Annotated in this window: 25 protein-coding genes and 2 pseudogenes; 15 read left to right on the top strand and 12 right to left on the bottom strand. The window is 65.9% G+C overall.

The features are described 5' to 3' along the window. From OC534_RS05990 to OC534_RS05970, 5 genes and pseudogenes are all read left to right on the top strand, one after another. Positions 1 to 335 (top strand): integrase core domain-containing protein (locus tag OC534_RS05990; RefSeq protein WP_262071554.1); only part of this gene is annotated, 335 nt, incomplete at its 5' end. 169 nt (positions 336 to 504) lie between these two features. Continuing rightward, positions 505 to 828, top strand: coding sequence for a DUF4279 domain-containing protein (locus OC534_RS05985; RefSeq protein WP_153165499.1), 324 nt, complete (start codon positions 505 to 507; stop codon positions 826 to 828). 80 nt (positions 829 to 908) lie between these two features. Beyond that, positions 909 to 1079, top strand: a pseudogene (locus OC534_RS05980) (radical SAM protein); the annotation flags it as partial. Between the two features lie 77 nt (positions 1080 to 1156). After that, the gene (locus OC534_RS05975; protein ID WP_166472392.1) at positions 1157 to 1513 is read left to right on the top strand and encodes a hypothetical protein; all 357 of its coding nucleotides are present in this window, start codon (positions 1157 to 1159) and stop codon (positions 1511 to 1513) included. 234 nt (positions 1514 to 1747) lie between these two features. Next, positions 1748 to 2110 carry a hypothetical protein gene (locus OC534_RS05970; protein WP_262071553.1) on the top strand — a complete coding sequence of 121 codons (363 nt, stop codon included), beginning with the start codon at positions 1748 to 1750 and terminating at the stop codon, positions 2108 to 2110. Between the two features lie 757 nt (positions 2111 to 2867). Here the strand turns inward: OC534_RS05970 and OC534_RS05965 are convergent. Continuing rightward, complete coding sequence (locus OC534_RS05965) at positions 2868 to 3188, bottom strand: SymE family type I addiction module toxin (protein ID WP_136005779.1); 321 nt, start codon at positions 3186 to 3188, stop codon at positions 2868 to 2870. A gap of 315 nt (positions 3189 to 3503) precedes the next feature. Continuing rightward, positions 3504 to 3679: pseudogene (locus OC534_RS05960) on the bottom strand (2OG-Fe(II) oxygenase); the annotation flags it as partial. 55 nt (positions 3680 to 3734) lie between these two features. Here OC534_RS05960 and OC534_RS05955 point away from each other — a divergent pair. The 5 genes from OC534_RS05955 to OC534_RS05935 all read left to right on the top strand — a co-directional run bounded on the left by OC534_RS05955 (position 3735) and on the right by OC534_RS05935 (position 8748). Continuing rightward, the gene (locus tag OC534_RS05955) at positions 3735 to 3953 is read left to right on the top strand and encodes a hypothetical protein (protein ID WP_262071552.1); all 219 of its coding nucleotides are present in this window, start codon (positions 3735 to 3737) and stop codon (positions 3951 to 3953) included. Positions 3954 to 4210: 257 nt separating this feature from the next. After that, positions 4211 to 4429: a hypothetical protein gene (locus OC534_RS05950; RefSeq protein WP_262071551.1), complete on the top strand. Its 219-nt coding sequence runs from the start codon at positions 4211 to 4213 to the stop codon at positions 4427 to 4429. A gap of 5 nt (positions 4430 to 4434) precedes the next feature. Beyond that, the gene (locus OC534_RS05945) at positions 4435 to 4854 is read left to right on the top strand and encodes a DUF4279 domain-containing protein (RefSeq protein WP_262071550.1); all 420 of its coding nucleotides are present in this window, start codon (positions 4435 to 4437) and stop codon (positions 4852 to 4854) included. Between the two features lie 1685 nt (positions 4855 to 6539). Then, a complete protein-coding gene (locus OC534_RS05940) occupies positions 6540 to 7580 on the top strand; it encodes an FtsX-like permease family protein (protein WP_262071549.1) in 1041 nt (346 codons plus the stop codon). A 10-nt stretch (positions 7581 to 7590) separates the two neighbouring features. After that, a complete protein-coding gene (locus tag OC534_RS05935; RefSeq protein ID WP_262071548.1) occupies positions 7591 to 8748 on the top strand; it encodes an FtsX-like permease family protein in 1158 nt (385 codons plus the stop codon). Positions 8749 to 8770: 22 nt separating this feature from the next. Here the strand turns inward: OC534_RS05935 and OC534_RS05930 are convergent, their stop codons facing one another. From OC534_RS05930 to OC534_RS05920, 3 genes are all read right to left on the bottom strand, one after another. Then, complete coding sequence (locus OC534_RS05930) at positions 8771 to 9481, bottom strand: 2OG-Fe(II) oxygenase (protein WP_262071547.1); 711 nt, start codon at positions 9479 to 9481, stop codon at positions 8771 to 8773. 121 nt (positions 9482 to 9602) lie between these two features. Beyond that, entirely contained in the window at positions 9603 to 10619 is a 1017-nt protein-coding gene (locus OC534_RS05925; RefSeq protein ID WP_153165492.1) for a class 1 fructose-bisphosphatase, read from the bottom strand. Positions 10620 to 10778: 159 nt separating this feature from the next. Then, a complete protein-coding gene (locus tag OC534_RS05920; RefSeq protein ID WP_026070585.1) occupies positions 10779 to 11981 on the bottom strand; it encodes an amino acid aminotransferase in 1203 nt (400 codons plus the stop codon). A gap of 175 nt (positions 11982 to 12156) precedes the next feature. On the opposite strand from OC534_RS05920, the gene OC534_RS05915 reads away from it, so the two are divergent. Beyond that, positions 12157 to 14271: a TonB-dependent receptor gene (locus OC534_RS05915; protein ID WP_262071546.1), complete on the top strand. Its 2115-nt coding sequence runs from the start codon at positions 12157 to 12159 to the stop codon at positions 14269 to 14271. A gap of 7 nt (positions 14272 to 14278) precedes the next feature. Here the strand turns inward: OC534_RS05915 and OC534_RS19305 are convergent, their stop codons facing one another. Continuing rightward, entirely contained in the window at positions 14279 to 14482 is a 204-nt protein-coding gene (locus OC534_RS19305) for a hypothetical protein (protein WP_312709682.1), read from the bottom strand. 284 nt (positions 14483 to 14766) lie between these two features. On the opposite strand from OC534_RS19305, the gene OC534_RS05905 reads away from it, so the two are divergent. The 3 genes from OC534_RS05905 to ligD all read left to right on the top strand — a co-directional run bounded on the left by OC534_RS05905 (position 14767) and on the right by ligD (position 18673). After that, complete coding sequence (locus OC534_RS05905; RefSeq protein WP_136005764.1) at positions 14767 to 15165, top strand: hypothetical protein; 399 nt, start codon at positions 14767 to 14769, stop codon at positions 15163 to 15165. A 97-nt stretch (positions 15166 to 15262) separates the two neighbouring features. After that, entirely contained in the window at positions 15263 to 16216 is a 954-nt protein-coding gene (locus tag OC534_RS05900; RefSeq protein ID WP_153165490.1) for a Ku protein, read from the top strand. Positions 16217 to 16222: 6 nt separating this feature from the next. Continuing rightward, complete coding sequence (gene ligD, locus OC534_RS05895) at positions 16223 to 18673, top strand: DNA ligase D (protein ID WP_262071545.1); 2451 nt, start codon at positions 16223 to 16225, stop codon at positions 18671 to 18673. Between the two features lie 16 nt (positions 18674 to 18689). Here the strand turns inward: ligD and OC534_RS05890 are convergent, their stop codons facing one another. The 4 genes from OC534_RS05890 to adh form a co-directional block, all read right to left on the bottom strand. Then, a complete protein-coding gene (locus OC534_RS05890) occupies positions 18690 to 19076 on the bottom strand; it encodes a hypothetical protein (RefSeq protein WP_017356803.1) in 387 nt (128 codons plus the stop codon). A 51-nt stretch (positions 19077 to 19127) separates the two neighbouring features. Then, positions 19128 to 19505 carry a DUF779 domain-containing protein gene (locus OC534_RS05885; protein ID WP_017356804.1) on the bottom strand — a complete coding sequence of 126 codons (378 nt, stop codon included), beginning with the start codon at positions 19503 to 19505 and terminating at the stop codon, positions 19128 to 19130. A 111-nt stretch (positions 19506 to 19616) separates the two neighbouring features. Beyond that, complete coding sequence (adhP, locus tag OC534_RS05880; protein WP_017356805.1) at positions 19617 to 20645, bottom strand: alcohol dehydrogenase AdhP; 1029 nt, start codon at positions 20643 to 20645, stop codon at positions 19617 to 19619. 85 nt (positions 20646 to 20730) lie between these two features. Next, positions 20731 to 22260: an aldehyde dehydrogenase gene (gene adh / locus OC534_RS05875; protein WP_026070887.1), complete on the bottom strand. Its 1530-nt coding sequence runs from the start codon at positions 22258 to 22260 to the stop codon at positions 20731 to 20733. A 240-nt stretch (positions 22261 to 22500) separates the two neighbouring features. Here adh and OC534_RS05870 point away from each other — a divergent pair, with 240 nt between their 5' ends. After that, the gene (locus OC534_RS05870) at positions 22501 to 24396 is read left to right on the top strand and encodes a sigma-54-dependent Fis family transcriptional regulator (RefSeq protein WP_262071544.1); all 1896 of its coding nucleotides are present in this window, start codon (positions 22501 to 22503) and stop codon (positions 24394 to 24396) included. 15 nt (positions 24397 to 24411) lie between these two features. Here OC534_RS05870 and eda read toward each other — a convergent pair whose 3' ends face one another. Both eda and OC534_RS05860 read right to left on the bottom strand, forming a co-directional pair. Next, positions 24412 to 25050 (bottom strand): bifunctional 4-hydroxy-2-oxoglutarate aldolase/2-dehydro-3-deoxy-phosphogluconate aldolase, encoded by a 639-nt coding sequence (eda, locus tag OC534_RS05865; RefSeq protein ID WP_017355564.1) that lies wholly within the window; start codon positions 25048 to 25050, stop codon positions 24412 to 24414. Further along, on the bottom strand, positions 25037 to 26053 hold the full coding sequence (locus OC534_RS05860; RefSeq protein WP_262071543.1) for a sugar kinase: 1017 nt from the start codon (positions 26051 to 26053) through the stop codon (positions 25037 to 25039). The genes eda and OC534_RS05860 overlap by 14 nt, the downstream gene beginning before the upstream one ends. Positions 26054 to 26284 lie beyond the last annotated feature (231 nt).

The raw sequence follows: 26284 nt of genomic DNA, 5'->3' as shown, positions 1-26284 counted from the left end.
GCGGTTTGCCGCAGGTGATCAGGACAGACAACGGCAAGGAGTTTTGCGGAAAAGCGATGGTGGCGTGGGCTCACGAGAAGGGAATTGCCCTGCGCCTGATCGAGCCGGGGAAGCCGAACCAAAACGCATACGTTGAGTCCTTCAACGGGCGGCTGCGCGATGAATGTCTGAACGAGCATTGGTTCCCGACGTTGCTCCATGCCAGGACCAGTATCGAAAGCTGGCGGCGTGACTACAACGAAGAACGGCCTAAGCGGGCTCTTGGCGGGCTGACGCCCGCCCAGTACGCCGCACAGTTGGCTGGAAAGAGAGATACCATCAGCACCGGACTCTAAACCCGCCCACTACTCAAGCCGGGGGGACGTCGGGCGGTTCGGGTGAAAATCATGGCCATTACGGCCCCTTTCTACCAGGTGGTGTACCGTGACTGAAGAGTGCTTTTCTGTGTCTCTCCGCATATGGCATCCGACGCTATCGACTGATGATGTGGTCAAGCAAATCTGCATGAAACCTGAGGTCGCTCATAGTGTGGGAGAGCAGAGGACCAGTCCTTCTGGGGAGATCCTTGAGGGGCTATATCGACGTACCTACTGCTGCTTTGAATTAACTCGCAAAGCTGCCGGTGTATTTACGGATGCTCTTCCTTCGCTCCTGCAGACCATCAAAAAGCATAAGAACTTCTTGGAAACTCTGGTGCTTGATGGAGGTCGTTCAGAGCTCTTCGTTGGCGTCTTCGCCGAGGGTGCTACCGGTTTCACGCTGGAGCCGCCCGTCATGATGGAACTCTCTGAACTTTCGTTGGAGCTGTCAGTAGATATATACAACTAACCCCAGCAATGGAATTCCGTCCAGCTGATTGATCCGCTCGCATTGCAGCTGACAGAAGTTGCGCGCGAGCGCGCGTCAAGCGCATACGCGGCGAAGGTGTGTACGTCAACCTGCTCTCCAACCGCTTCAAGCTCGCGCGCCGACGCCTGGGCTTCGACGCCCAGAACAGCCACTGGCCACGCCTGGACTGCAGCCGCTTCCAGCGCCCCTTGCCCCCGCGCGAGGATTCGCCGCAGGGATCGCTGTTCTAGCTCGGCGGCTGGACACCCGGCCGGACCTGCGCCAACAATCCGCTGTCGCCCATGAGGGGCGTTCCAGGGGAAAGGACATGAACATCGGTGCCACTACGGCGGTTACCACCGCCGTCAACGCCACGATCATCGCCGTGATCCAGGCGCAACGGCGCAAGGTGCTGGCGCACTTCAACGACCGGCAGGCGCTGTCACCCGAGCGCGCAGTGCCCACCGCCGGGCTGGAGCCGGCACTGCACTCCACGCTCACGCAGCTGCGCGCGCAGGGCATCATCAAGGACGCCGGGGATGCCTACGCCTACCTCGATGCCGATGCACTTCTTGCCTACGAGAAGAAAACCGCCAAAGGCGGTCGCACCGCGTTGATGGTGATGGTGCCGATCCTGGTGGCGTTGGCGGTTACCATTGTGGTGGCGATTACCTCGTCTCGTTGAGATTCAAGCTGTCGGAGAAATCGAAGAAGCCCCCTGTGTTCAACCCCGAATCCAGGCGGCAGGGGCTTGATGGCCCGGAAACTGCCATTTCAAGCACCGAATCCTGCTTGATCACTCGGGTGAGATCGAGATTGAATTCGGCACGTTCTCCCATGTGTGGAAGAAGGAACTCTAGAAGCCCCTCGGGGCCTTTCCGCTCCCTAGGTATCTGCTACGCCAGTTCAGGAAGGAACCATGAGCGCATCGTCTTTCACTTTTCTGATCTACCTGTTTGGCTTCGTTGGCCTTGCTTCGATCGGCTTACTTCCGTTCCGGGCTTGGCAAACGTTGAGGAGCCTATCCAAAAGCAAGTCGTTTCCCATCTCAAGAGCGGTATCGTTGGTCTTCATTGCATTGATAACAGCAGTAGCTCTCTGGGCTGACGTGCAGGTCACTGCACGAATTTTCAAGTGCCTAACTGGACGTTACTGTGGTCCAACCATTGCAGGCGGCTGGATTTATCTGGCAATGCTTGGCGTGGTGTACTTTGCTTTTGAGACCGCAGTTCTTGTGGTGCAGAAGATCAGTCGAGACAAAGCAATCAATCCCGCCGCATAGATGAGGCGCACGACCACAATGGCTACTTGGCAGCAGGGCGAGCTGCCGTTGGGGGGCGCGGTGGCTAAGGGCGTTGGCCCAGCGGTGGGTTTGAGAACCGGAGTATCTGCAATGCATGGATCAGCACTCAAGGCAACTTACAACAATTCGCGGGCACTGGCCGTGGCTGCCATAACCGGGGAAGAGATATGCAACTGACGTCGCCGTTGAGATTCTCTTGTCCACACTGTCATGCGGAGGGACAAGGATTCTCGATTCTTCGATCACTCGAAAAGACAACGCGAACGTCGTGTTCGATCTGTGGCGTAGCGCTTGAGTCTAGCTTTGGCGGACTCAAGTATGTGCTTTTTCTGTTTTATACCCAGATTGTGGCCGCACCGGTAGGAATACTCCTGATAGCGGGAGCACTGACCGGGCGTTGGCTATGGGTGGGCGGGGCGTTGCTTGCCAGCATCCTGTTGGTGTGGGTTCCCCCAATGTTTCTGCACTCACGAAACGTGGCCGTGAAAACGGCTGCGGAGAGACCCCTACGATACGGGCGCAAACCACGACCGGAACAGTGAGAAGAAGCCGCTCACTCCCTTCTGCGCGCAAAGCTACTGAAAGCGCTTCAGGCAGTTGCTGTTCTGAGTCCCAAATGCGTACATCGTTGATGCAGAGCCAATGGCGTTCAAGGGCGATGGTGCCACATGCTCAACACCGGGGTTGCGTTGAGGCAACCCTCCGCGTTGAGTGCTTTCAGCGCATCCGGCCTGCGCTACCGATCTCCCACCTCCGCGTAGCGCAGGGTGGGCTTCGCGGGCGCCGGAGCGGCAGCGTCGGGCGGTGGGGTCTGCCACAGCGATGTGACGGTGAGCTGGCCGGGGATGGCTTCGATCCTTACCTGCACGCCCACGTCGAACCCCAGTGCGCGCAGCCAGGCGCCACGCAGCATGACGAAGGGAATGGGACCGACGGCATCGCGGTCCTCGGGCCCCACCTGCGGCAGTGCGCGCACGTTATGGATGCTGCGGGGCGCGTGGGGCTGCCTGCGCGAGGGGGATGCGCCTTCGGGCGGTTTGATCGGGTTGGTTGTCATGATTGCCTCCAATGCGGAAGGGCCCTCGCCGGTGAGGGCGAGGGCGTCGGGAGGTCAAAAACCGCAAGAACCGAACGGCGGGCGTATTCCCCCATGAGGGTGTTGTATTAGCCACCCTCCCGACATGGGGCATCCATAATTTTGGTTCTTGTGGAGTTTTTGCGCTCCGTTGACCACCATGCCGAGTGGTGCAGAAGAAACGAAGTCGATTGTTTCTGTTGAACTTTGAGCTTGAGTAGGTGGCGCCTACCACGTGTCGCTATCGGCTCGGTCCCGCGCCAATTCCGGGCGTTTATGGGAGCTGGCCCGCACATCTCACGCGCCGCCGTACAGCGTCTCCGCGCTCTGGAACAGGATCCAGCGGGTGGCGATGAACGTGTCGCCGCCCTGCGGCCGGTTGCCGCGATGGGTGTGGGTGAATGCTGTCGGTGCGATCAGCAGGCTGCCGGTGCGCGGCGCGATCTGAACAGGAACTCGGTTTCGCCCTGCTCGACGTTGTCGTAATGGTTCGATGGCGAGCTGGTGGGCCTGGCGCGAAACGGGCAGTTGAACTTCGTCCACGCCGATCACCTTGGCCGGCCGGACTTCGTGACCAACGCGGGGCGGCAGACGGTCTGGAAGGCATACGACTACGCATGCGGACGCAGTGTTCAGCAGGACGATATCGGCGTACTTAACATCGGCTTCCTCGTGCAGTACTACGATGCAGAATCAGGGCTTTGGTACAACGGCTTCCGCGACTATGATGCGAGCATTGCGCGGTAGGTGCAAAGTGATCCCATTGGGTTGGCTGAGGGAATCAGCACCTATGCCTATGTGGGGGGAATCCGATCAGCTTCGTTGATCGGCTTGGATTACAAGCGAAAACGGTTGATGCCTGTTGCGCTCGTTACGGAGCCGCTGCGTGTGCAGAAGTGGTTTCTGTAGGGGGAGCTGCCAACCTGGCACTGAAGGCGTTAGGCACCGGCTTTGCCGCTTGGGCATGGTGCAGGATGACTGGCTGCACTATCCCGAATGCGCAGATGTCGAAAGCGAAGGCTTCCAGAGAACAGAAGCCTGATAACTGCCCAGCCGGTAAAAAACCAATCGATCAGTGGCCGGGCCTTAGCAGAGACGATATTCATGGAATCAAGGCAGGGATAAATGCCGGGGCCAAAGACTGGTTTGGAATTAGTCCTGATGGAAACGTATGGATCAATGAAGATGGTTTGGGAAGTGATCAAGGACATTTGGGTGATTAACTGCTATGAGTAATTCGATCCGATACAGAATCTCGCTTCGAATAACACATCCAAGTATCGCAAGTGATGAAATAAGCGCTGAACTTGGACTCAATCCCAGGATCTCTTACACGGCTGGCGATAAGAAGCTGACGCCAAAAGGGAAAGAGGTTCCTGGCACCAGAAAAGAAACTTTCTGGTGCTATGAGCTGCCCACAGGCGATGAGCCATTCGAGCTTGTGATATCGCGCTTCAGCAAGGAATTGGCTGAAAAAAAGTCATTTTTGGATCGTCTGTCTTCCACCGGAGGGCACGTGGAGCACTTCATTGGGTGGTTCTCTCCCGAAAACTCAGGGTTCGTATTGGAAAATGGCCTTTTGAAGCTGCTCGCGGAGCTGAAGATCACCTTGGCGTTCGATATATATAACAATCCTCAGTCAGCGTAGCCCGGATGGAGCGCCACGCAATCCGGTATTGAAATGATCGAATGGCGCGTACCATGTCTACCCGAGTACCAGGCAAGCCCTCATCCGGAACTCTTCACGGAGGGGGAGACAATGGGGGAGATTACGGGACTGCGGTATTGGATGCCGCAACGGCAGCTCGTTTTGGCAATCCCTACTTCTCTTATCCAGCGACACCAAGTGGGGTCATCAAAAGATCTGATCCGAGGACTGGAAACGTCAGGAACATTGACTATCCGAAGCCGGGCGATGGATGTGGATGCAAATAGCCGGGAGGACACGGTGATGCATAACGTTCACTGTCTTGGTTTCGCTGCGCTTCTCATGGGGGTCATCCCATTTGCCAGTGCTGAAAAGGCATGTGCTGGAGGAGATGGTGCGGACGCTTCTTCAGCACTTGGGGTCGCCTACGACCACTTCGATCAGGATCTGTCGAAGACGTGGTGCAGAAGAAACGAGGTCGATTGTTTCTGTTGAACTTTGAGCTTGAGTAGGCGGCGCCTACTGCATGTCGCTATCAGCCCAAGCTGCTCCAGAAACGTGGACTGATTCGCAGATACTCATCGCCCACGGCCTTCGTACGCATGCAACGGCATGCCACGGAGGTGATAGGCCAAGCACGCGCCATCCCGCAGCAGAACGCAGGCATTGCCGACAGTGCAGCGCGTTCTTCCGTCTCTGTATCGATGACTGACTGCACAGAAGCAGCGCGACGGCCAGTGAAGCTTCTGATGGAAGCCCATCCAACTACCGCATCAGCTCAATGCACGTCGCGGGGTTCCTTGGCTGTGCGCGCACCCATGCCAGCGCAGTGCACGCCACGCATTCTTCTTTAGACACGCTGAAAATGGCTGCATTTCTGCACTACGCGCAGCGCAAGCGGAAAACTGCATGCAGCCACAGTCAACGGATGACTAGCACACCGTCCGCAACTTGACCTAGATGGAGATCACGACGGGAGCCCGATGTTGCATTGAGCCGGATGCGTCAGGGTGGATTGACGCACCGTGCGAGGGGGAGGGAAATGCCATCGTCTGGTGCGGCAGCTTCCATCAAGGCTTGAATCGAAAAAGCGCGCCGGGCGATAGACAGTCTTGTATCCATTCAACACGGAGTACGAATGAGATGAAACAGTCGAAGGTGTTTCTTGCAGGTCTGCTCAGAGTGCCGCATCGCCACGCGTAGAACAGGCGCTGCGATGCCGCGCCAACAGCGATGGCACCTGGTACTGCGAGTACGTCATCAAGTGGTGACGCCATAGGTCCATCCACACGCATCTGGCGTCCGCGGCGCTGGGTGCCCAGCGCGCGAGGAACACGTTCATGAACACAGGAACATGCCGGTACCTGCTACTCCCCCTGGTGGTGCTGCTCTGTTCCTGCAGCACCTACTCCCTGGACAACGCCGCAGAGGATGCGGCGTTCCTGCGCGGATGGGACAGGGAGTGCACACCCGCAGCAGGTGCAAAGCCGCAGGTCTGCTCGGAGACGTACTGGTCCACCACACCGCGCACCAAACGCGAGCAGGGTGCGCCCTTCCAGCTACGCAAACCGGACTAGATCAGCGTGTACGCATCCGTTGGGATCGCACTGCTCTGGTTACGCGGCCATCCGTCCAGGCTCATCCACCTTGTTGCATCACTCGCCATAGCGACGTGCTCATGGCTGGTGCTCTCGACCATCGCCTCGACCATCTCCGAGCGTGCCGCCCACGGCCAGAGCGAGGCCATCGTGGTGATGGCAGAGCGCAAGGGCCGACCGTTGCCATTGGGCCATATCGCCACGATGGAGGCGCTGGACGGCGTGGCCGACGTTGCGTACATGACCTTCCTGCCGGTGATGTGTCGGGAGCCATCCACGATTGCCACGCTCAACGCCTGGCACATTCCAACAGACAGGCTGCGCGCGGTGCTGGGCGAGAACACCCCGGTAGATGCCATCCGCTCCTGGCAGGCAGCAGATGGAAACCTGCTGGTTGGATCGCGGCTTGCGCGAGAGTGCGGATGGACGGCCGGTGTGACCATCGAGCCGATCAACGCCTTCAACGGCAGCCGCGTGCGCGTGACGATCACCAGCGTCCTTCCGCCTGGCCTTGGCGGCAGCGGCGATCAGATCGCCTACGCGCACTACCGCTACATCGATCGCATGAGTCCGCCGCAGGACGGCGGAACCTTTCGGGTCGCGCGCGTGTATCCCCGCAAGGGCGTGAGCGCTGCCGCGCTGGCCGCCACGGTGGAGGCCGCGTTGGCGCACGGGACCGAGCCCGTGGAGGCCACGCCGTCTGCCGAGGCCGAGAGCCTGATGGCCCGCTTCGAGAGCGTGGGCGTGCTCCTGTGGGGCGTTGCGGCCGCGATGGGCACATCCACCCTGCTCCTTTTCGCCAGCGCTTTCGCCCATGCGGCGGCCAAGCGCAGGGCATCCATCGCGGTGCTGCTCGCGCTGGGATTCAGGCACAGGCAGATCCGCTATGGGAGTGCCCTGGAGATTGCGGCCGTCGTCGTGGCAGGAACGGCCGTTGGCGCTGCCGCCGGATACGCCTTGCTGCACGCCATCGCGCCGCTTACCTCGCTCCACCTGGGGGGAACCCGCATCACCGCAGGCCCCTGTATCGCCATCGCGGCGGGAGGCGGGGTGTTGTGGTTGCTGTCGGCGCTTGCCCCCCTCCTGGCGGTAGGCGGCGTCCAGCCAACAGACATGAACGCCGCGTAGGGGACGACGCATGCGCATCCTTCATCTTCTGGCCTTGGCGGCGCGCATGCATTGGGCGAGCCCTCGCGACGTTTTGATGGCGGTCGCGGGATTCGCCCTGGCGTCGTCGGTGCTGACGCTGCTTCTGGCCATACCGTCCGGTCTGGAAAAAGCCGCGGCCTCCACCGGCAGGCCGGACGTGGCGTTGGCACTGAGTGCGGGCGCGTTCGATGAGGCGACCAGCACGCTGAGCGCGCAGCACCTTCAGCTGCTTTGCAGCCTGCCCGCTGTGGCACGCGATGAGCACGGAGCGCCGCTCATCGCGCCACACCTGATCGGGCGGACGACGATAACGGTGAACGGCCGAAACCGGCCCATCCAGGTGCGCGGTGTGGACCCCATGACCTGGAAGGTGATGGAACTCGAGGGTGAGCGCCTCGCCCGGCTGGTGACGGGCTCGCGAGGGCTTCTGATCGGATCATGGGCGGTGACTCCACCGTCGAGCCACCCCGTACGGGTGCGCGCGGGCCAATGGCACGTAGCAGGCCGTGCCGACCACGACGGGAGCCTTTGGGACTCGGAGTATTGGGCAGATCTGTCCGCGCTTCAGGCGGACTACCAGTCACCGTCGCAGTTCTCGGTCGCGTTGATCAGACTCAACGCGGCTACCGATCTGCCGGCGCTGCGGGAGGCGGTGCGTGAGAATCCCCGTCTGAGCGGTATCAGGATAGTGCGGCAATCGGACTACTATCAGCTCCACACGCAGTGGTTGGCAGAGCTGATCCGCAGCGTGTCGCTGGTGATCGCGGCCACTCTGGGCGCTGCGGCCGCGCTGACCATCGGCAATGCACTGAGCACGTCGTTCCTGGGCCGCCGCAGGTACGCGGCAACGTTGCGCGCGATGGGGTTCAGCAGCCGCACCCTTGCCCTGGCAGCGTGCATGGAAGTGCAGATCATCGGTGCGCTTACATGCTGCGCTGTTCTTCTGCTGGTGCGGGTGACGCTGGATGGCCATACCTTCGCTGCCGCAAGCGAGGGTCATCAGGTGCTCGCACAGCTGGATGTTGGCGTTGGGGCCGCGGCGGTGTCGCTGGTCTACACCCTGCTGCTGGCAACGGCGGCGTCGGTAGTGCCGATCTGGACGCTGTCTTTCGGCATCCTCGTGGACGCACTTGGCGCTGACCGATGATGGATCACGGCAGGGTGCGCCCTCACCCGCCGCCGTACAGCTTCTCTGCGCTCTGGAAGAGGATCCAGCTGGTGGCGATGAACTTGTCGCCCCCCTGCGGGCGGTTGCCGCGATGGGTGTGGGTGAATGCCGTCGGCGCGATCAGCAGGCTGCCGGTACGCGGCGCGATCTTGCGGCCCTGGAACAGGAACTCGGTTTCGCCCTGCTCGAAGTCGTCGTTGAGATACAGCGTCCACAGCAGGTGGCGGTGCAGCGTTTCGGCTGCGGGGTCGCGCGGGTACAGCTCGCAGTGCCAATAGGGGTAGCCGCCCTCGCCTGCCGCATACCATTGCAGGTTGATGGCACCGGGGCGCAGGCAGGTGCGGGCCAGGTTGGACAGCGTGTCGGCGTCCATCGTGGCGAAATCCTCGGCGGCCAGACGGCGCGGCTGGCCGGCGCTGTCGTGGACCTGCAACATCAGCGGCGAGATCAGGGCCTGTGGATAACGGCGTAGATAACTCATCACGCCGGCAAAAACGGCTTGTTGCAGCTGCATTTCAACCTGCGCCCACGCCGGATCGCCGCTGATCCGAAGATCCTTGCTGTGCTTGAGTTCCGGGTAGATTCCGCTGCCCACTTCACCGGGCTTCAACTGCGCACTGGTTCGCATCCGGGCCAGGATTGCCGCGCAGGATTCGGCGGGGATGGCGTTGTGGATTACTTCGATGAAGTCCAGCGGCGAATCGGCGGTCATGGGGTCTTCCGTGGGCGCGATGCCCCGATGGTGACCGCTGCGATGGCCGATGTCACGCCGTTGCCACGTTGGTTTTCTGTTGTGCCACGGGACCGGCGATGGGCCGGTCCCAGGCGACGGCTCAGCCGTGCGCGGCGTCGTGCTCGCGGTGGTAACGGGTGGCTTCGGCCACTTCGTTGCGCGAGCCGAGGAACACCGGCACGCGCTGGTGCAGCTGGTCGGGCTGGATGTCGAGGATGCGCTCGCGGCCGGTGGTGGCGGCGCCGCCGGCCTGTTCAACCAGCAGGCCCATCGGGTTGGCTTCGTACATCAGGCGCAGCTTGCCGGCCTTGGACGGGTCCTTCCTGTCCCACGGGTAGATGAAGATGCCGCCGCGGGTCAGGATGCGGTGGACGTCGGCGACCATGCTGGCGATCCAGCGCATGTTGAAGTTCTTGCCGCGCGCGCCTTCTTTGCCCGCCAGCAGGTCCTGCACGTAGGCCTGCATCGGGGTTTCCCAATGGCGCTGGTTGGACATGTTGATGGCGAACTCCTGGGTGTCCGCCGGGATCTGCATGTCCGGCGTGGTCAGCACGAACTCGCCCTTCTCGCGGTCCAGGGTGAAGGCATGCGTGCCGTGGCCGACGGTGAGCACCATCTGCGTGCTCGGCCCGTAGATGCAGTAGCCGGCCGCGACCTGCGCGGTGCCCGGCTGCAGGAAGCTGGCATCGTTGGGCTGCTCGGTGCCCGGCGGGCAGCGCAGCACCGAGAAGATGGTGCCGACCGACACGTTGACGTCGATGTTGGAGCTGCCATCGAGGGGATCGAACAGCAGCAGGAAGTCGCCGCGCGGGTAGGTATCCGGCACCGGCTGGCAGTGGTCCATTTCCTCGGACGCGCATGCGGCGAGGTGGCCGCCCCAGGCGTTGGCTTCGAGCAGGATCTCGTTGCTGATCACGTCCAGTTTCTTCTGCGCTTCGCCCTGCACGTTGCCGGTGCCGGCTTCGCCAAGCACGCCGCCCAGGGCGCCCTTGCTGACCGCGATGGAGATGCTGGTGCAGGCGCGGGCGACGACGGCGATCAGCTGGCGCAGGTCGGCGTTGATGCGGCCGGCATGCTGCTCTTCGATCAGGTACCGGGTAAGCGACGTACGGGACATGGAATGGCTGCCACAGACATTTGGGGGCCATATTGTGGCCCGTTGTTGGCGGCATTACGAGGTTGGGAAGAACGTAAGCGGTTACATGTCGTGCCGGCCGGTGCCACCAAAAACAACGGCCGCACTGGGCGGCCGTTGTTTCATGCACGGCGGGTTGCTTCAGCCCTTGGCGACGGTCGCCACGGCCTTGGCTACGTACGCCAGGTTGCCCTGGTTCAGCGCGGCCACGCAGATGCGGCCGGTGCCGACGGCGTAGATGCCGAACTCGTCGCGCAGGCGGTCCACCTGCGGGCGGCTCAGGCCGGAGTAGGAGAACATGCCCGCCTGGTCATTGATGAAGGCGAACTCCGGCGCACCAGCGGCCACCAGGTGTTCCACCAGGCCGTGGCGCAGGGCGTGGATACGCTCGCGCATCTCGGTCAGTTCCGCTTCCCACACCTGGCGCAGTTCGACGCTGTTGAGCACGCCGGACACCAGGGCCGCGCCGTGGTTGGACGGGCTGGAGTAGATGGTGCGGATGATGCGCTTGACCTGCGACTGCACGGCCTTGGCGGCGTTGGCATCCGGTGCCACCACCGACAGCGCGCCGATGCGCTCGCCGTACAGCGAGAACGACTTGGAGTACGAGTTGGCGACCACGAAGCTGTCGATGCCGGCCTCGGCGATGATGCGCACGGCGGCGCCGTCTTCGCTGATGCCCTTGTCGAAGCCCTGGTAGGCCATGTCGATGAACGGGAACAGCTGGCGGTCCTTCAGCAGCTCGGCCACCTGCTTCCACTGCGCGACGGTGAGGTCGGCACCGGTGGGGTTGTGGCAGCAGGCATGCAGCAGCACCACGGTGCCCGGCTGCAGCTTGGCCAGGTCGGCCAGCATGGCGTCGAAGTCCACGCCGTGGGTAGCCGGGTCGAAGTAGCTGTATTCCACGACCTCGAAGCCGGCTGCCCCGAACACCGCGCGGTGGTTTTCCCAGCTCGGGTTGCTGATGGCGATGGTGGCGTGCGGCAGCAGGCGGTGCAGCAGGTCGGCGCCGACGCGCAGCGCACCGCTGCCGCCGATGGTCTGCGAGGTGGCCACGCGGCCGGCGGCCAGCAGCGGCGAATCCTTGCCGAACACCAGTTCGCGGGTGGCCTGGTTGTAGGCGGGCAGGCCATCAATGGGCAGATAGCCGCGCGGTTTGGCCTCGGCGGCGAGCTGCTGCTCGATCTGCTTGACGGCGCGGAGCAGCGGAATGCGGCCGCTCTCGTCGTAGTAGATGCCCACACCCAGGTTGACCTTGGTTGGGCGGCTGTCGGCGTTGTACGCCTCGGTCAGGCCCAGGATCGGGTCGCCTGGGACCAGTTCCACATTTGCAAAGAAGGACACGGCGGTACTCATTCGGATGACGGAAGGGGGGAGGATGGCGCGACGCAGGTTGCGGCAGAATCAGCCAAAACCGACCCATCGTAACAAAGCCGCGCCGAGGGCGCGGCGGCCGCCGTCACGTTCGTTTCCGTACCATTGCGTGTGGCACGCCCGAATCCCGAGGACACCTACCCGCATGCGTCGTTTCACCCCGTCTGCCCGCCGGTTGGCGCTGTTTTCGGCCGCGCTGCTGCCGAACCTGGCACAGGCCCAGAACACCTCGCCGGACCCGGTCCCGGCGCAACGGTTGCCCGCGGTGCAGGTGCAGGCCGCGCGGGTACAGGAGGTGGCCGATGTGGACCTGCCGGCGTCGATCAGCACGGTGTGGATCGATGACGCGGCGGCCGGCCCCCAAGTGCAGATCGCCGATGCGCTGGGCGGCATTCCCGGGCTGGTGGCCCGCGACCGCCAGAACTACGCGCAGGACACCCAGCTGTCGATCCGCGGCTTCGGCGCGCGCTCCACCTTCGGCGTGCGCGGGGTACGGGTGCTGGTGGACGGCGTGCCGGCCACCATGCCCGATGGCCAGGGCCAGCTCTCGCACGCCAGCCTGCTCGGCGCGCAGCGGGTGGAGGTGCTGCGCGGGCCGTTCTCGGTGCTGTACGGCAACTCGTCCGGCGGCGTGGTGCAGGTGTGGAGCGCCGACGGCGCGGCGGGTGACCCCTGGCGGGTGCGTCTGGATGCCGGCAGCGACGCCACAGTAAGCGCCGGTGCGCAGTTGCGCGGGCAGCAGGGGCCGGTCCGCTACAACGTGGCGGCCAACCACTTCCGCACCGACGGCTGGCGCGACCACAGCCGCGCCCGCCGCGACTCGGTGAACGCCCGCCTGGGCACCGGGCTGGGCGGCGGCGAACTGGCCCTGGTGCTGAACTACCTTGATGCGCCCGACGCGCAGGACCCGCTTGGCCTGACCCGCGCCCAGGTGCGTGCGGATCCGCGCCAGGCCACGGCGGTGGCCACCCAGTACAACACCCGCAAATCGGTGCGGCAGGCGCAGGCCGGGCTGGTGTTCAGCCGCACGGCGGGCGCCCACACCTGGCGGGCGATGGGCTATGCCGGGCAGCGCAGCGTGGCGCAGTACCTGGCCATTCCGCCGGGGCCGCAGGCCAACCCGCTGCATGCGGGCGGGGTGATCGATCTGGACGGCGGCTACGGCGGCGTGGACGCGCGCTGGGCCTGGCACGGCGACTGGGCCGGACGGCCGCTGGATGTGGTGATCGGCGCCAATGCCGACCGTCAGCGCCAGAATCGGCGCGGTTACGAGAATTTCGTCGGCGATACGCTGGGCATCAAGGGCCGCCTGCGGCGCGACCAGGCCGACCGGGTGGAGAACGTGGACCAGTTCGCCCAGGCCTGGTGGCAGTGGGCGCCGCGCTGGTCGCTGCTGCTGGGCGTGCGGCACAGCACGGTGCGGTTCCGCTCCAACGACCACTACATCACCGCCGCCAACCCCGACGACAGCGGATCGCGCCGCTACAACGCCACGACGCCGGTGGCCGGCGTGGTGTTCCGCGCCAGCGAGGCATGGCGGCTGTATGCCTCGGCCGGGCGCGGTTTTGAAACCCCGACGTTCAACGAGCTGGGCTATCGCGCCGACGGCCAGGCCGGGCTGGCGCTGGATCTGTCGGCGGCGCGCAGCCGGAATCTGGAGGTAGGCGCCAAGTGGCACCCGCAGGGCGGCGCGCAGCTGGAAACGGCGCTGTTCCGCGCCGACACCGACGACGAGCTGGCGGTGGCCAGCAACACCGGCGGACGGGCCACCTACCGCAACATCGGGCGCACCCGCCGCCAGGGGCTGGAAGCCAGCTATCTGCAGCCGCTGGGGGCTCGGGCCGACCTGGCGCTGGCCTACACCTGGATCGATGCGACCGTGCGCGATCCCTACGCGTCGGCTGCCGGCACCGTGGCGGCGGGTTCGCGCCTGCCCGGCGTGCCGCAGCAGCAGTGGAACGCGCGCCTGCAGTACCGCCCTGGCCCGTGGCAGTGGGCGGCCGAGGTGGTGGCCTCCAGCGATACCGTGGTCAACGACCTGGCCACCGAGCGCGCGCCCGGCCATGCCCTGCTCAACCTGGAGGCGTCGCGCCGCTGGCAGCGCGCGCAGGGCACGCTGCGCGCCTTCGCGCGGATCGACAACGTGCTGGACCAGCGCTACATCGGCTCGGTGATCGTCAACGACGGCAACCAGCGCTTCTTCGAGCCCGGGCCGGACCGCCGCTACAGCGTGGGGCTGCAGTGGCAGTGGGCGCCGTGAGCGGCGCCTAGCGCGGCACCTTGGCCGGCACGAACGGCGAGGTCGGGTCGCTGGCCGGGAACGTCTCTTCCAGCGCCTCGTCCTGGTTGTCGCTGGCATGTTCCTTGCGCTCGCGGCGCTGGTCCTCGTTCTCGCGGCGGCCCGGCGCCGGTGCGCCGGTGGGGTCCTTGCGGTCGCGGTAGGCGTGGGATGAGCTGGCCGGGACCGGCAGGTGGTCCGGTTCCTCGTTCGGGGTGGACATGCCGGCGCCGCGGTCTTCGGCGTCCTGCAGGTCGTGCTTGGCGCGCTGTTCGCCGGGGACCGGGGGGGCGGCGTCGCGCAGGGGATCGCGTGGCATGGGATGTCTCCAGGGAGAGGTGCCTGCAGCGTACGCACCTGTGGTGGGTAGCTGCCGTGAAGCCGGCGCTGAATGGCCGGCCCGCAACGGATCTGTCACGGCTGGATAACGGCGGCGGGGCTATTCCTGCCTCCCCCTCCCGCTGCCGGAGTCGTGCCATGCCCCGCCTGGACCGTCGAGCCGTCCCCGCGCTGTACAACGCCTATCTGCAGCCCGAACGCAGCGGGCGCCGCAGCCGGCGCGAACGCATGGAGGAGCCGCAGGCCGTCGCGCAGGATTACCTGCAGTACATGCGCAACGACTACGAACAGCGCCGTGCACAGGGCCGCCGCAGTTGGCGCGATCTGTACCCGGCCTATGCCTTCGCGTTGACCACGCACTACGCCGACTGGCCGCGTGGCGACGACGACGACACCGATGGCGAGCTTGCCGAGCACTGGGAACAGATGCGCGGGCAATCGCGGCTGGGCTGGCCGCAGGCGCGCGCGATCGTCGAGGACGCCTGGCTGGCGCTGGACCACATGCCGGCGGCGGCCGTGCACGGCCTGCTGCAGTAGCGCGGCTGCGTACAGGCGGCCTGCACGGCGCGGACACAGGCGTTTCACGTCGCGCGCGGTACAGCTGCCCTCCCCCTACCGCTGGAGTGGCGCCGTCATGGCCCGACCGATCTGGACCGGCACGCTGTCATTCGGATTGCTCAACGTCCCGGTGTCGCTGATGTCCGGCGAGCGCAAGGTCGACCTGCAGTTCCGCATGCTGGATTCGCGCGACCGCAAGCCGATCCGCTTCGAGCGCGTGAATGCCGATACCGGCGAGGAAGTGCCGTGGAAGGACATCGTCAAGGCTTACGAGTACGACAAGGGCAGCTATGTGGTGCTCGAAGAGGACGACATCCGCTCGGCCGCGCCGGAGAGCCACGAGGCCGTTGAAGTAGAGACCTTCGTCGATGCGGCCAGCATCGATCCGCGCTTCTACGAGAAGCCCTATCTGCTGGTGCCGGCCAAGAAAGCCGAAAAAGGCTACGTGCTGCTGCGCGAGACCCTGCGCAGCACCGGCAAGGTGGGCATCGCGCGGGTGGTGGTACGCACCCGCGAATACCTGTGCGCGGTGATGCCGCATGGCGATGCGCTGGTGCTGATGATCCTGCGCTACCCGCAGGAGCTGGTGGACCCGGAGGACTACACGCTGCCGACCGGCAGCCTGGCCGACTACCGCATCAACAGCAAGGAAACCGCGATGGCCGAGCAGCTCATCGCCTCGATGTCCGGCGACTGGCAGCCGGAGGACTACCACGATGAATTCCGCGAGCGCCTGCACACGCTGCTGAAAAAGCGCATCAAGGCCAAGGGCGGCACCACCCGCGTGGAAGAGGAACCGGCCCCGCGCGAGGACGATGCGACCAATGTGGTGGACTTCATGTCGCTGCTGCAGAAAAGCCTGGATGCGAAAAAACGAACACCGGCAAAGAAGAGCGCAGCCGTATCGAAGGTGGTGAAAAAGAGCGGAAAACCCGCCAAGAAGGCGGCCAAGGCAGCCAAGGCGACGACCAGGACAGCCAAGGCCACCAGCAAAACCGCCAAGCGCACCACGACACGCAAGGCCGGGTAAGCGGCCATGTCGCTGCAGGAATACCGGCGCAAACGCCGCTTCGGCCAAACCCCCGAGCCCGATGACACGCGGCACGGTGCGTCGGCGCGGCGGCCGATCTTCGTGGTGCAGCTGCATCACGCCCGTTCGCGCCACTACGATTTCCGCCTGGAGGCCGATGGTGTGCTCAAGAGCTGGGCCGTGCCCAAAGGCCCCTCGCTGCGCGTGGGCGAGAAGCGCTTGGCCGTGGAGGTCGAAGACCACCCGCTGTCGTATGCCACGTTCGAAGGCGATATTCCCGAGGGGCATTACGGCGCGGGCCATGTGGACGTATACGACCACGGCACCTGGGCCTGCGATGGCGATCCGCTGGAAGCGATCGCCGCCGGCAAGGTGGACTTCGTGCTGCACGGCGAACGGCTCAAAGGCGGCTGGAAACTGGTGCGGACCGCGATGAAAGGCAAGCAGCACCAGTGGCTGTTGATCAAGCGCGATGACGACGAGGCGCGCGACATGGAGGCCGACGACATGCTCGGAAACGCAACCCCACCGCGTGGGCCGGGCAAACGCCCGGCCTCCACGAAGGCAGCCAGGGCTCCGGCCGCGCGCAAGGCGGATGCGCGCTGGCATCGCCGGGCGCTGGCGTTGTCCGGTGCACGGGATAGCCCCTATCCCGCAGGGTTCAAGCCGCAGTTGACCGACCATCAAGCCACTGCGCCCGACGGCGAGGGTTGGCTGCATGAGATCAAATGGGATGGTTACCGGTTGCTGGCCGACGTGCGCGACGGCGTAGTGACGCTGCGTTCGCGCGGTGGCCTGAACTGGACCGATGATTTTCCCGAGGTGGTGCAGGCGATCCAACGGCTGCCGGTGCGCGACCTGCGCCTGGACGGCGAGCTGGTGGTGCTGGACGCGCAGGGGCGCAGCGATTTCACCGCGCTGCAGAAGGTCATCGACGGCACCGCAAAGCAGCCGCTGCGCTACGTGCTGTTCGATATGCCCGGCGTGGCTGGCGCGGACATCAGCCGTGCGCCGCTGCTCGCGCGCAAGGCGCTGCTGAAGGACCTGATCGGTGAGACGCCCGGTACCCTGGCCTATAGCGACCATGTGCGCGACCACGGCCCGGCGGTGTTCGAGGCCAGCGGTGAGGCCGGCTTCGAGGGCATCGTCAGCAAACGTGTGGATGCGCCCTACGTCAACGCGCGTTCGCCCAGCTGGGTGAAGGTGAAGCACGAGAACACCGACGAGTTCCTGGTGGTGGGCTACACCGACCCGAAGGGCGCGCGCAGTGGCTTCGGCTCGCTGTTGATGGCAACGCCCGACAAGGGCGGGCTGCGTTATGTGGGGCGTGTGGGAACAGGCTTTGACGATGCCGGGTTGGCCGCGCTGCATCGACAGCTCAAGGCGTTGGTCACCGATGCCGCCGCGGTCGAACTGCCGTCGCATGTGCCGTTCACGGCGCGCGGCGTGCACTGGGTCAAGCCGACGCTGGTGGCGGAAGTGGCGTTCCGCGGTTGGGCAAAGGAAGGCCTGCTGCGGCAGGCCAGCTTCAAGCGGCTGCGCGAGGACAAGCCGGCCACTGACCTGCGCGTGAAGGAGACGGCCGTGACCGCCGACGATACCGACGTCACCATCAGCCATCCCGAGCGGGTGGTGTTTGCCAAGGCGAAGCTCACCAAGGGCGATGTGGCCGACTACTACCGGCAGATGGCGCGCTGGATCCTGCCGGAGGTCGCGCGCCGGCCGCTGTCGCTGCTGCGCTGTCCGGACGGCGTGGACAAACCGTGCTTCTTCCAGAAGCACCACGGCACCGGCCTGGGTGATGCGGTGAAGGCGATCCCGCTGGAGCAGAAGAGCGGACGCGAGGACTACCTGTACATCGACGACGTGCAGGGGCTGCTGCAGCTGGTGCAGATGAACACCCTGGAGCTGCACCCGTGGGGCGCCACGGTGGCCGACCCGGAACACCCGGACCGGCTGGTGTTCGACCTGGACCCGGGCGAGGGCGTGGGCTGGCCGCAGGTGAAGGCGGCCGCGCGCGAGGTGCGTGACCGGCTGCAGGAAACCGGCCTGCAGAGCTTCGTGCGGCTGTCCGGTGGCAAAGGGGTGCACGTCGTGGTGCCGCTGCAGCCCACCGCGGACTGGGCGCAGGCCAAGGACTTCTGCGAGGCGTTCGCGCAGGCGATGGCCGAGCACGCGCCGGCGCGCTACGTGGCCACCATGAGCAAGGCCAAGCGCGGCGGGGTGATTTTCATCGACTGGCTGCGCAACGCGCGCGGTGCCACCAGCGTGTGCTCGTGGTCGCTGCGGGCGCGGCCCGGCGCAGGCGTGGCAGTGCCGCTGCGCTGGGAGGAGCTGGGGCGCGTCAGCGCGCCGGATGCCTTCCCGCTGGCCAAGGCCCTGCAGCGCGCACAGCGCTTGAAGCAGGACCCGTGGGAAGGGATCGACAAGGTCAAGCAGGTGCTGCCCGGCACGTGAGCCGGACCGGCGCGGCTCAACGCGGGCGGCAGCGCGCGCCCAGCCAGACGCCGATGGCCTGGAACGGCAGCGAGACCAGCAGCGTCAGCACGAACCAGAAGGGATAGTCGCTGCCCAGGCTCCAGACGGCGTAGACCGAGGCGGCTGCGATCACCGCCCACACCACCCCGCCATGCACGCAGGGCCAGGCCGGCGCATAGCGGCTGGCGAAGGCGGTGGCCGCCACGCCGCCGAGAACGGTCCAGCCCAGATCCCAGCCCAGACGCAGCGACCCACCGTCGGACAGGCCGAGCCACGGCGCCACCCAGCCGCCGGCACCGGCGACCATGCCCAGCACGAACAGCGCCACCACCACCGACAGTACGGACAACACCCCGGTTTTGGCGAGCGACAGCGCAGACATGGGCATTCAACGGCAGAGAAGGATGCGGCCATTATGGCCCGCGCGGCGGGCTCAGGCCTTGCCGGCGGCCTGCAGCAGGGCGAACTCGGCATCGCTGAACAGCCGCGAGCGCACCAGGAAGCGAACGCCCTCGCCGTTCTCCAGCGAGAACATGCCACCGCGACCGGGCACCACGTCAATGATCAGCTGGGTGTGCTTCCAGTACGCGAACTGCGACGGACTGATGTAGAACGGTGCGCCGCCGATCTCGCCCAGCTGCACATCGCGGTCGCCGACGATGAAGTCGCCCTGGGCGAAACACATCGGCGAGGAACCGTCGCAGCAGCCGCCGGATTGATGGAACAGCAGTTCGCCGTGGCGCGCGCGCAATGTGTCGATCAGCTGCAGGGCCGGAAGGGTGGCGATGACCTGGAGCGGGAGGTCGGGCATGGAGGGGTCCTGGGAGCCGGCCAGTGGCCGGCACTACGCGAACACAGGCGCTGCCGCGCCATCGCCGTCGGGAGAGGAAAACGGTCGATGGAACGGCAGCGCGCCGTCCGGTTACGCGCTCATGTCCAGCACCACGCGGCCTTCGATCTTGCCGGCGTGCATGCGCGCGAAGATGTCGTTGATGTTCTCCAGCGAATCGCTGGTGACCGTGGCGGCCACCTTGCCCTGCTCGGCGAACTCCAGCGATTCCTGCAGGTCCAGGCGGGTGCCCACGATCGAGCCGCGCACGGTGATGCCGTTGAGCACCATGCCGAAGATGTCCAGCGGGAAGTTGCCCGGCGGCAGGCCGTTGAGCGACACCGTGCCGCCGCGGCGGACCATGCCCAGCGCCTGCTCGAACGCGATCGGCGATACGGCGGTGACCAAGGCGCCATGCGCGCCACCGATTTCCTTCTTCAGGAACGCGGCCGGATCGGTGGTGCGCGCGTTGACCGTGATCGTCGCGCCCAGGCGTTCGGCCAAGGCAAGCTTGTCATCGTCGATATCCACGGCGGCCACGTTCAACCCCATCGCCTTGGCGTACTGCACGGCCATGTGGCCCAGCCCGCCCACACCCGAGATCACCACCCACTGCCCCGGCTTGGTGTCGGTGACTTTCAAGCCCTTGTAGACGGTGACGCCGGCGCACAGGATCGGCGCCACCTCGATGAAGCCGACGTTCTTCGGCAGATGGCCGACATAGCCGGCGTTGGCCAGCGCGTACTCGGCGAACCCGCCGTTGACCGAATAGCCGGTGTTCTGCTGGCTTTCGCACAGGGTTTCCCACCCGCCCAGGCAGTGCTCGCAGTAGCCGCATGCCGAGTACAGCCAGGGGATGCCGACGCGATCGCCTTCCTTGACGTGGCTGACGCCGGCACCGACGGCGACCACGTGGCCCACGCCCTCATGGCCGGGAATGAACGGCGGATTGGGCTTCACCGGCCAGTCGCCATCCACCGCGTGCAGGTCGGTATGGCAGACGCCACACGCCTCGATCTTCACCAGGATGTCGCCCGCGCCGGGACGCGGTACCTGGACCTCCTCGATGCGCAACGGTTTGCCGAACTCGCGGACGACCGCGGCCTTCATGGTCTTGTTCATGGGTGGATCTCCGTGGATTGCCAGGAACTGCACTGTGGCGCCGGCCTCGTGCCGGCGCCTTGATCGGGATCAAGCCTGCGCAGGCTCAGAAGAAGCCGAGCTTCTTCGGCGAGTAGCTGACCAGCAGGTTCTTGGTCTGCTGGTAGTGGTCGAGCATCATCTTGTGGTTCTCGCGGCCGATGCCCGACTGCTTGTAACCCCCAAACGCGGCGTGTGCCGGATAGGCGTGGTAGCAGTTGGTCCACACCCGGCCTGCCTGGATGCCGCGCCCCATCCGGTACAGACGCGACGCATCGCGGCTCCACACGCCGGCACCGAGGCCGTACAGGGTGTCGTTGGCGATCTCCAGCGCTTCTTCCTCGGTCTTGAAGGTGGTCACCGACACCACCGGTCCGAAGATCTCCTCCTGGAACACGCGCATTCTGTTGTGGCCCTTGAACACGGTGGGCGTCACATAGAAGCCGCCGGCGAGATCGCCGTCGAGGTGCGCCTGTTCGCCGCCGATCAGCACCTCGGCGCCCTCCTGGCGGCCGATGTCGAAGTAGGACAGGATCTTCTCCAATTGCTCGGACGAGGCCTGCGCGCCGACCATCGTGTTGGGGTCCAGCGGGTTGCCCTGTTTGATCGCGGCCACGCGCTTGAGGGCGCGCGCCATGAACTCCTCGTAGATCGATTCCTGGATCAGCGCGCGCGACGGACAGGTACACACCTCGCCCTGATTGAAGGCAAACAGCACGAAGCCTTCGACCGCCTTGTCGAGGAAGTCGTCGTCCTCGGCCATCACGTCGGCGAAGAAGATATTGGGCGATTTGCCACCCAGCTCCAGCGTCACCGGAATCAGGTTCTGGCTGGCGTACTGCATGATCAGCCGGCCGGTGGTGGTTTCACCGGTGAAGGCGATCTTGGCGATGCGCGGGTTGGACGCCAGCGGCTTGCCGGCTTCCACACCGAAGCCGTTGACCACGTTGAGCACGCCCTTGGGCAGCAGATCGCCGATCACCTCCATCAGGACCAGGATCGACGCCGGGGTCTGCTCGGCGGGCTTGAGCACCACGCAGTTGCCGGCCGCCAGGGCCGGGGCCAGCTTCCAGGCGGCCATCAGCATCGGGAAGTTCCACGGGATGATCTGCCCGACCACGCCCAGCGGCTCGTGGAAGTGGTAGGCGATGGTGTCCTTGTCGATCTCCGACAGGCTGCCTTCCTGTGCACGCACCGCGCCGGCGAAGTAGCGGAAGTGGTCGGCCATCAGCGGGATGTCCGCGTTGAGGGTTTCGCGGATCGGCTTGCCGTTGTCCCAGGTCTCGGCGTGGGCAAGCAGCTCCAGGTTCTCCTCGATGCGGTCGGCGATTCTGTTGAGGATGTTGGCGCGCGCGGTGGTGGAGGTTTCGGCCCAGGCGCGTTTGGCGGCATGGGCGGCGTCGAGGGCGGCCTCGATGTCCTCGGCATTGGAGCGGGCCACTTCGGTGAATACCTTGCCGGTGACCGGGGTCGTGTTCTCGAAGTACTGGCCGCTGCGCGGAGCGACCCATTCCCCGCCGATGTAGTTGCCGTAGCGCGGCTTGAAGATGGACTGCGGGTCGGTGGCGTGCGGCTTGGCGGACGTGACGGCATTCATCGGGTGGATCTCCGGGTGCAGGTGGGAACGGCCCATTCGGGTCCTTTCCCTGCCGCAGGGACGATGCCAGGTTCGGGGTGGTGCGCTGCCGCACGGGTGCGGGCCGCGCCGATGCTGGTGCGCGGCAGCCGGTATGTTGCGCCGCACCACGACTGGTCATTGCACGGTAACGCCGGCTGTGGTGTTTATCGGTACAGGCCCCGCTACAACTGTCGCAGATTGCGACACTGGAGAATCCAGGTGTCCCAGCTTCCGCTCCAGCACCGCGTCGGCAATGCGCGGCGTTCGTTCTTTGAACGGGGTGCCGCGCCCATCGGGATCGTGCCCGATACCATCCTGCAGTCCTGGCAGCGCTGCCTGCGCGGCGGCCTGTCGGTGCATGCGCAGCCGGATGTGGCACCGCTGCCCGATGCGCGTCTGCGCGAGCTGCGGCAGCGCCAGGAGACGCTGTGGCGGCTGGCCCGCCCGGAACTGGACGGCCTGGCGGCCGACATCGCGGTGGCCGGCAGCATCGTGCTGCTCACCGACGAGGCCGGCTGGATCCTCGACGCCGAAGGCAGCCCGGACTTCCTCGACAAGGCCGGCCGTGTGGCACTGATGCCCGGCGTGCGCTGGGACGAGACCTCGGTGGGTACCAACGCCATCGGCACCGCGATCGTCGAAGGGCGGTCGGTGGAAGTCCGCGGTGGCGAACACTACTTCGCTCCGCACGGCATCCTGACCTGCTCGGCCACGCCGATCTTCGACCCATACGGCCAGCGCGTGGGCGTGCTCGACATCTCCGGCGATGCACGCCTGCAACATCTGCACGCCCGGGTGCTGGCGCGCCAGGCGGTGGCACATATCGAACACCGTTACTTCGATGCCGGACTGGGCGACTGCGAGGTGGTCCGCCTGCATCACGATGCCGCGCTGCTGGGCACCGCCCGCGAAGGGGTGCTCGGCTTCCGCGGCGGGCGGCTGGTGGCGGCCAACCGCGCCGGGCTGGCGCTGTTCGGCCTGGAACACGGCGACCTCGGGCGTGCGTCCTATGAGGCGCTGTTCGATGTGCCCCTGTCGCGCCTGCACGATGACGGCGCGCTGATCGACCGCCAGGGCCGCGCGCTGTATGGCCACCTTGGACAGCCCCCGGCACGGCGCTCGCCGGCGGCGGCGACGCGCATGCCCGTGGCGGCCCCCGCGCGGGTCAGCGCATCGGCACCCCGCCTGGACCCCTCACCGCTGTTCGATGCCGCCCAGCAGCAGGCGCTGGCGCGTGCATGCCGGGTGCTCGATGCGCAGTTGCCGGTGCTGCTGCAGGGCGAGACCGGCACCGGCAAGGAGGTGTTCGCGCGCGCGCTGCATCGGCGCAGCACACGCGCCGACAAGCCGTTCGTGGCGGTGAACTGCGCGGCGCTGCCGGAAGGACTGATCGAAGCGGAGCTGTTCGGCTATGAAGAAGGCGCGTTCACCGGCGCGCGCAAGACCGGCAACACCGGTCTGCTGCGGCAGGCGCAGGGCGGTGTGCTGTTCCTGGACGAGATTGGCGACATGCCCCTTGCCCTGCAGCCGCGACTGCTGCGGGTGCTGCAGGAGCGCACGCTGTCGCCACTGGGCGGCGGCAAGCCGGTGCAGCTGGATTTCGCGCTGATCTGCGCCACGCATCGTGACCTCGACGAGGCGATGGCGGCCGGCACCTTCCGCAGCGACCTGTACTACCGCATCGCCGACCACTGCGTGGCCCTGCCGCCGCTGCGTGCGAATCCCGACCGTGCCGCGCTGGTGCGGGGCCTGTGGGAGCGACTGGGAGAGGGACGCCAGCTGGAAGCGGTCGCCTTCGACGCGCTGGCAGCCTATGCCTGGCCGGGCAACGTGCGCCAGCTGAGCGCCTGCCTGCGCACGCTGGTGGCGCTCAGCGATCCCGGCCAGGTCCTTGGCCATGACGACCTGCCCAGCTACCTGCGCGATGCCCCGCGCGAGCTGCGGGCAGAGCAGGCCGGCGCGTCCGACAGGGGCCTGGACGCGATTGAAACCGACGCCATGCGCGACGCACTGGCGCGGTGCGGGGGCAACGTGGCCCAGGCGGCGCGTCTGCTTGGCATCAGCCGCAGCACGCTGTACCGCCGGGTCGGCAACAGCGCCCGCCGCCGTCACTGACGGCGGGCGTGGCGGTCAGCCAACCAGTGCGGCCGATTCGCGCGCCAACTGCTCGATGCCGGCCCAGTCGCGCGCCTGCAGCAGCGTACGGGTGGTCAACCAGGAGCCGCCCACGCACAGCACGTTGGGCAGGTGCAGGAACTCGCGCGCGGTCTGCGCGCTGATCCCGCCGGTGGGGCAGAACCGCACATCGCCGAACGGGCCGTTCCAGGCCGACAGCATCGCTGCGCCGCCGGCCTGGACGGCCGGGAAGAACTTGAACGTATCCAGCCCGTTCTCCAGGCCGCGCATCAGCTCGGAGGAGGTCGCCACGCCGGGCAGGAACGGCAGATCGGTATCGCGCGCGGCGGCATACAGCCGGTCTGTGGCACCAGGCGAGACCGCAAAGCGGCCGCCGACGGCCTTGACCCGCTCCATCTGCGCGGCGGTCAGCACAGTACCGGCGCCGACCACGGCATCGGGTACCGCCTCCACCATCGCCTGGATGGCGTCCATCGCCACCGGGGTGCGCAGCGTGACTTCGATCACCGGCAGGCCGCCATTGAACAGCGCGCGGGCCACCTCGACCGCGTCCTCGACGCTCTCGGGGGTGAACACCGGAATCACCGGGGCCAGCTTCAGGACTGCGCGTACGCGCGGATCAGCGCCGGACATCGAATCGCTCCTCGCCCGTCAGGGCCATGATGTCAGCCTCGCTGACAGGGTTGAAGTCGCCGGGAATCGAATGCTTGAGACATCCGGCGGCCAGGCCGAAGCGCACGATCGCCTCCGGCGCGAAGCCGCGCATCATGCCATGCAGGATGCCGGCGGCGAAGGCATCGCCGCCGCCGATGCGGTCGACGATCCCGACCATCTCGCGGGTGGGCGCCACCGCGCGGGTGCCGTCGCGACCGAGCAGCATGGCGCCAAGCGCATGGTTGTCCACGCTGTGCGGCGTGCGCTGCGTGCAGGCCATCCACTGCAGCCGGGGGAACGCGGCAAAGGCCATCGCCGCCGCCGCGTCCACGCGCTCCTGCGGCTGCGCCTGTGCGAACTCGCCGCCGAGCACCACGCCGATATCGCGGTAATCGGCGAACAGCACCTGCGCACAGGCGAACAGCTCACGCAGGATGCCTGCCGCATCGCCCTGCCAGCGCGCCCACAGCGAGGGCCGGAAGTTGCCATCGAAGGACACCGCCACGCCGCGCTCGCACGCCGCACGCGCCGCGGCCAGGGTGGCCTGGGCCATCGTCGGGTTGAGCGCCGGGCTCACCCCGGACAGGTGCAGCCACTGCGCACCGTCCAGCGCGGCATCCCAGTCGTAATCGGTGGCACGGCTGAGCGCGAAGGCCGAGTCGGCGCGGTCATAGACCACTTCGCTGGCGCGCTGCACCGCGCCGGTGGTGAGGAAATACAGGCCCATGCGGCCATCGCGCACCTGCACCGCGCGGGTATCCACCCCGTGCCGGCGCAGTTCGCCGAGCGCGAAGTCACCCAGCGGATTGGCGGCCACGGTGCCGACCATTGCCACGTCATGCCCGAGGTGGGCCAGGCTGACGCCCACGTTGGCTTCGGCGCCCCCGGCGTGCACCACCAAGTGCGGGGTCTGCAGCAGCAGCTCCCGGCCGGGTGCGCTCATGCGCAGCAACAACTCTCCAAAACAGACGACACGACTCATGGTTACCGGGTCCTTGTGAAGGCCGCGCCGGCCGGAACGGCAGGTGCGGCAATGGCTAGCGGTGTCATTCTAGCGGTGCGACGCCCCTCGTCCACCTGTCCTGAATGTCGGAAGCATTGTCCCGCAAGCCTCTGCGGGACATCAAAAGTCTGTTGCGCTGCAAGATGCCCTGTCCGGAACGGACTGTTAACGTCCGCCCTGACCAGCGGTGTCATTGCACTGACATGTCGC

The organism is Stenotrophomonas sp. Marseille-Q5258, from assembly GCF_946900935.1.
In the GTDB taxonomy this organism is placed as follows: Bacteria; Pseudomonadota; Gammaproteobacteria; order Xanthomonadales; family Xanthomonadaceae; genus Stenotrophomonas; species Stenotrophomonas nematodicola.
The sequence above is the reverse complement of the archived record's forward strand: the minus strand, read 5'-3'. Positions and strand labels throughout refer to the sequence as shown.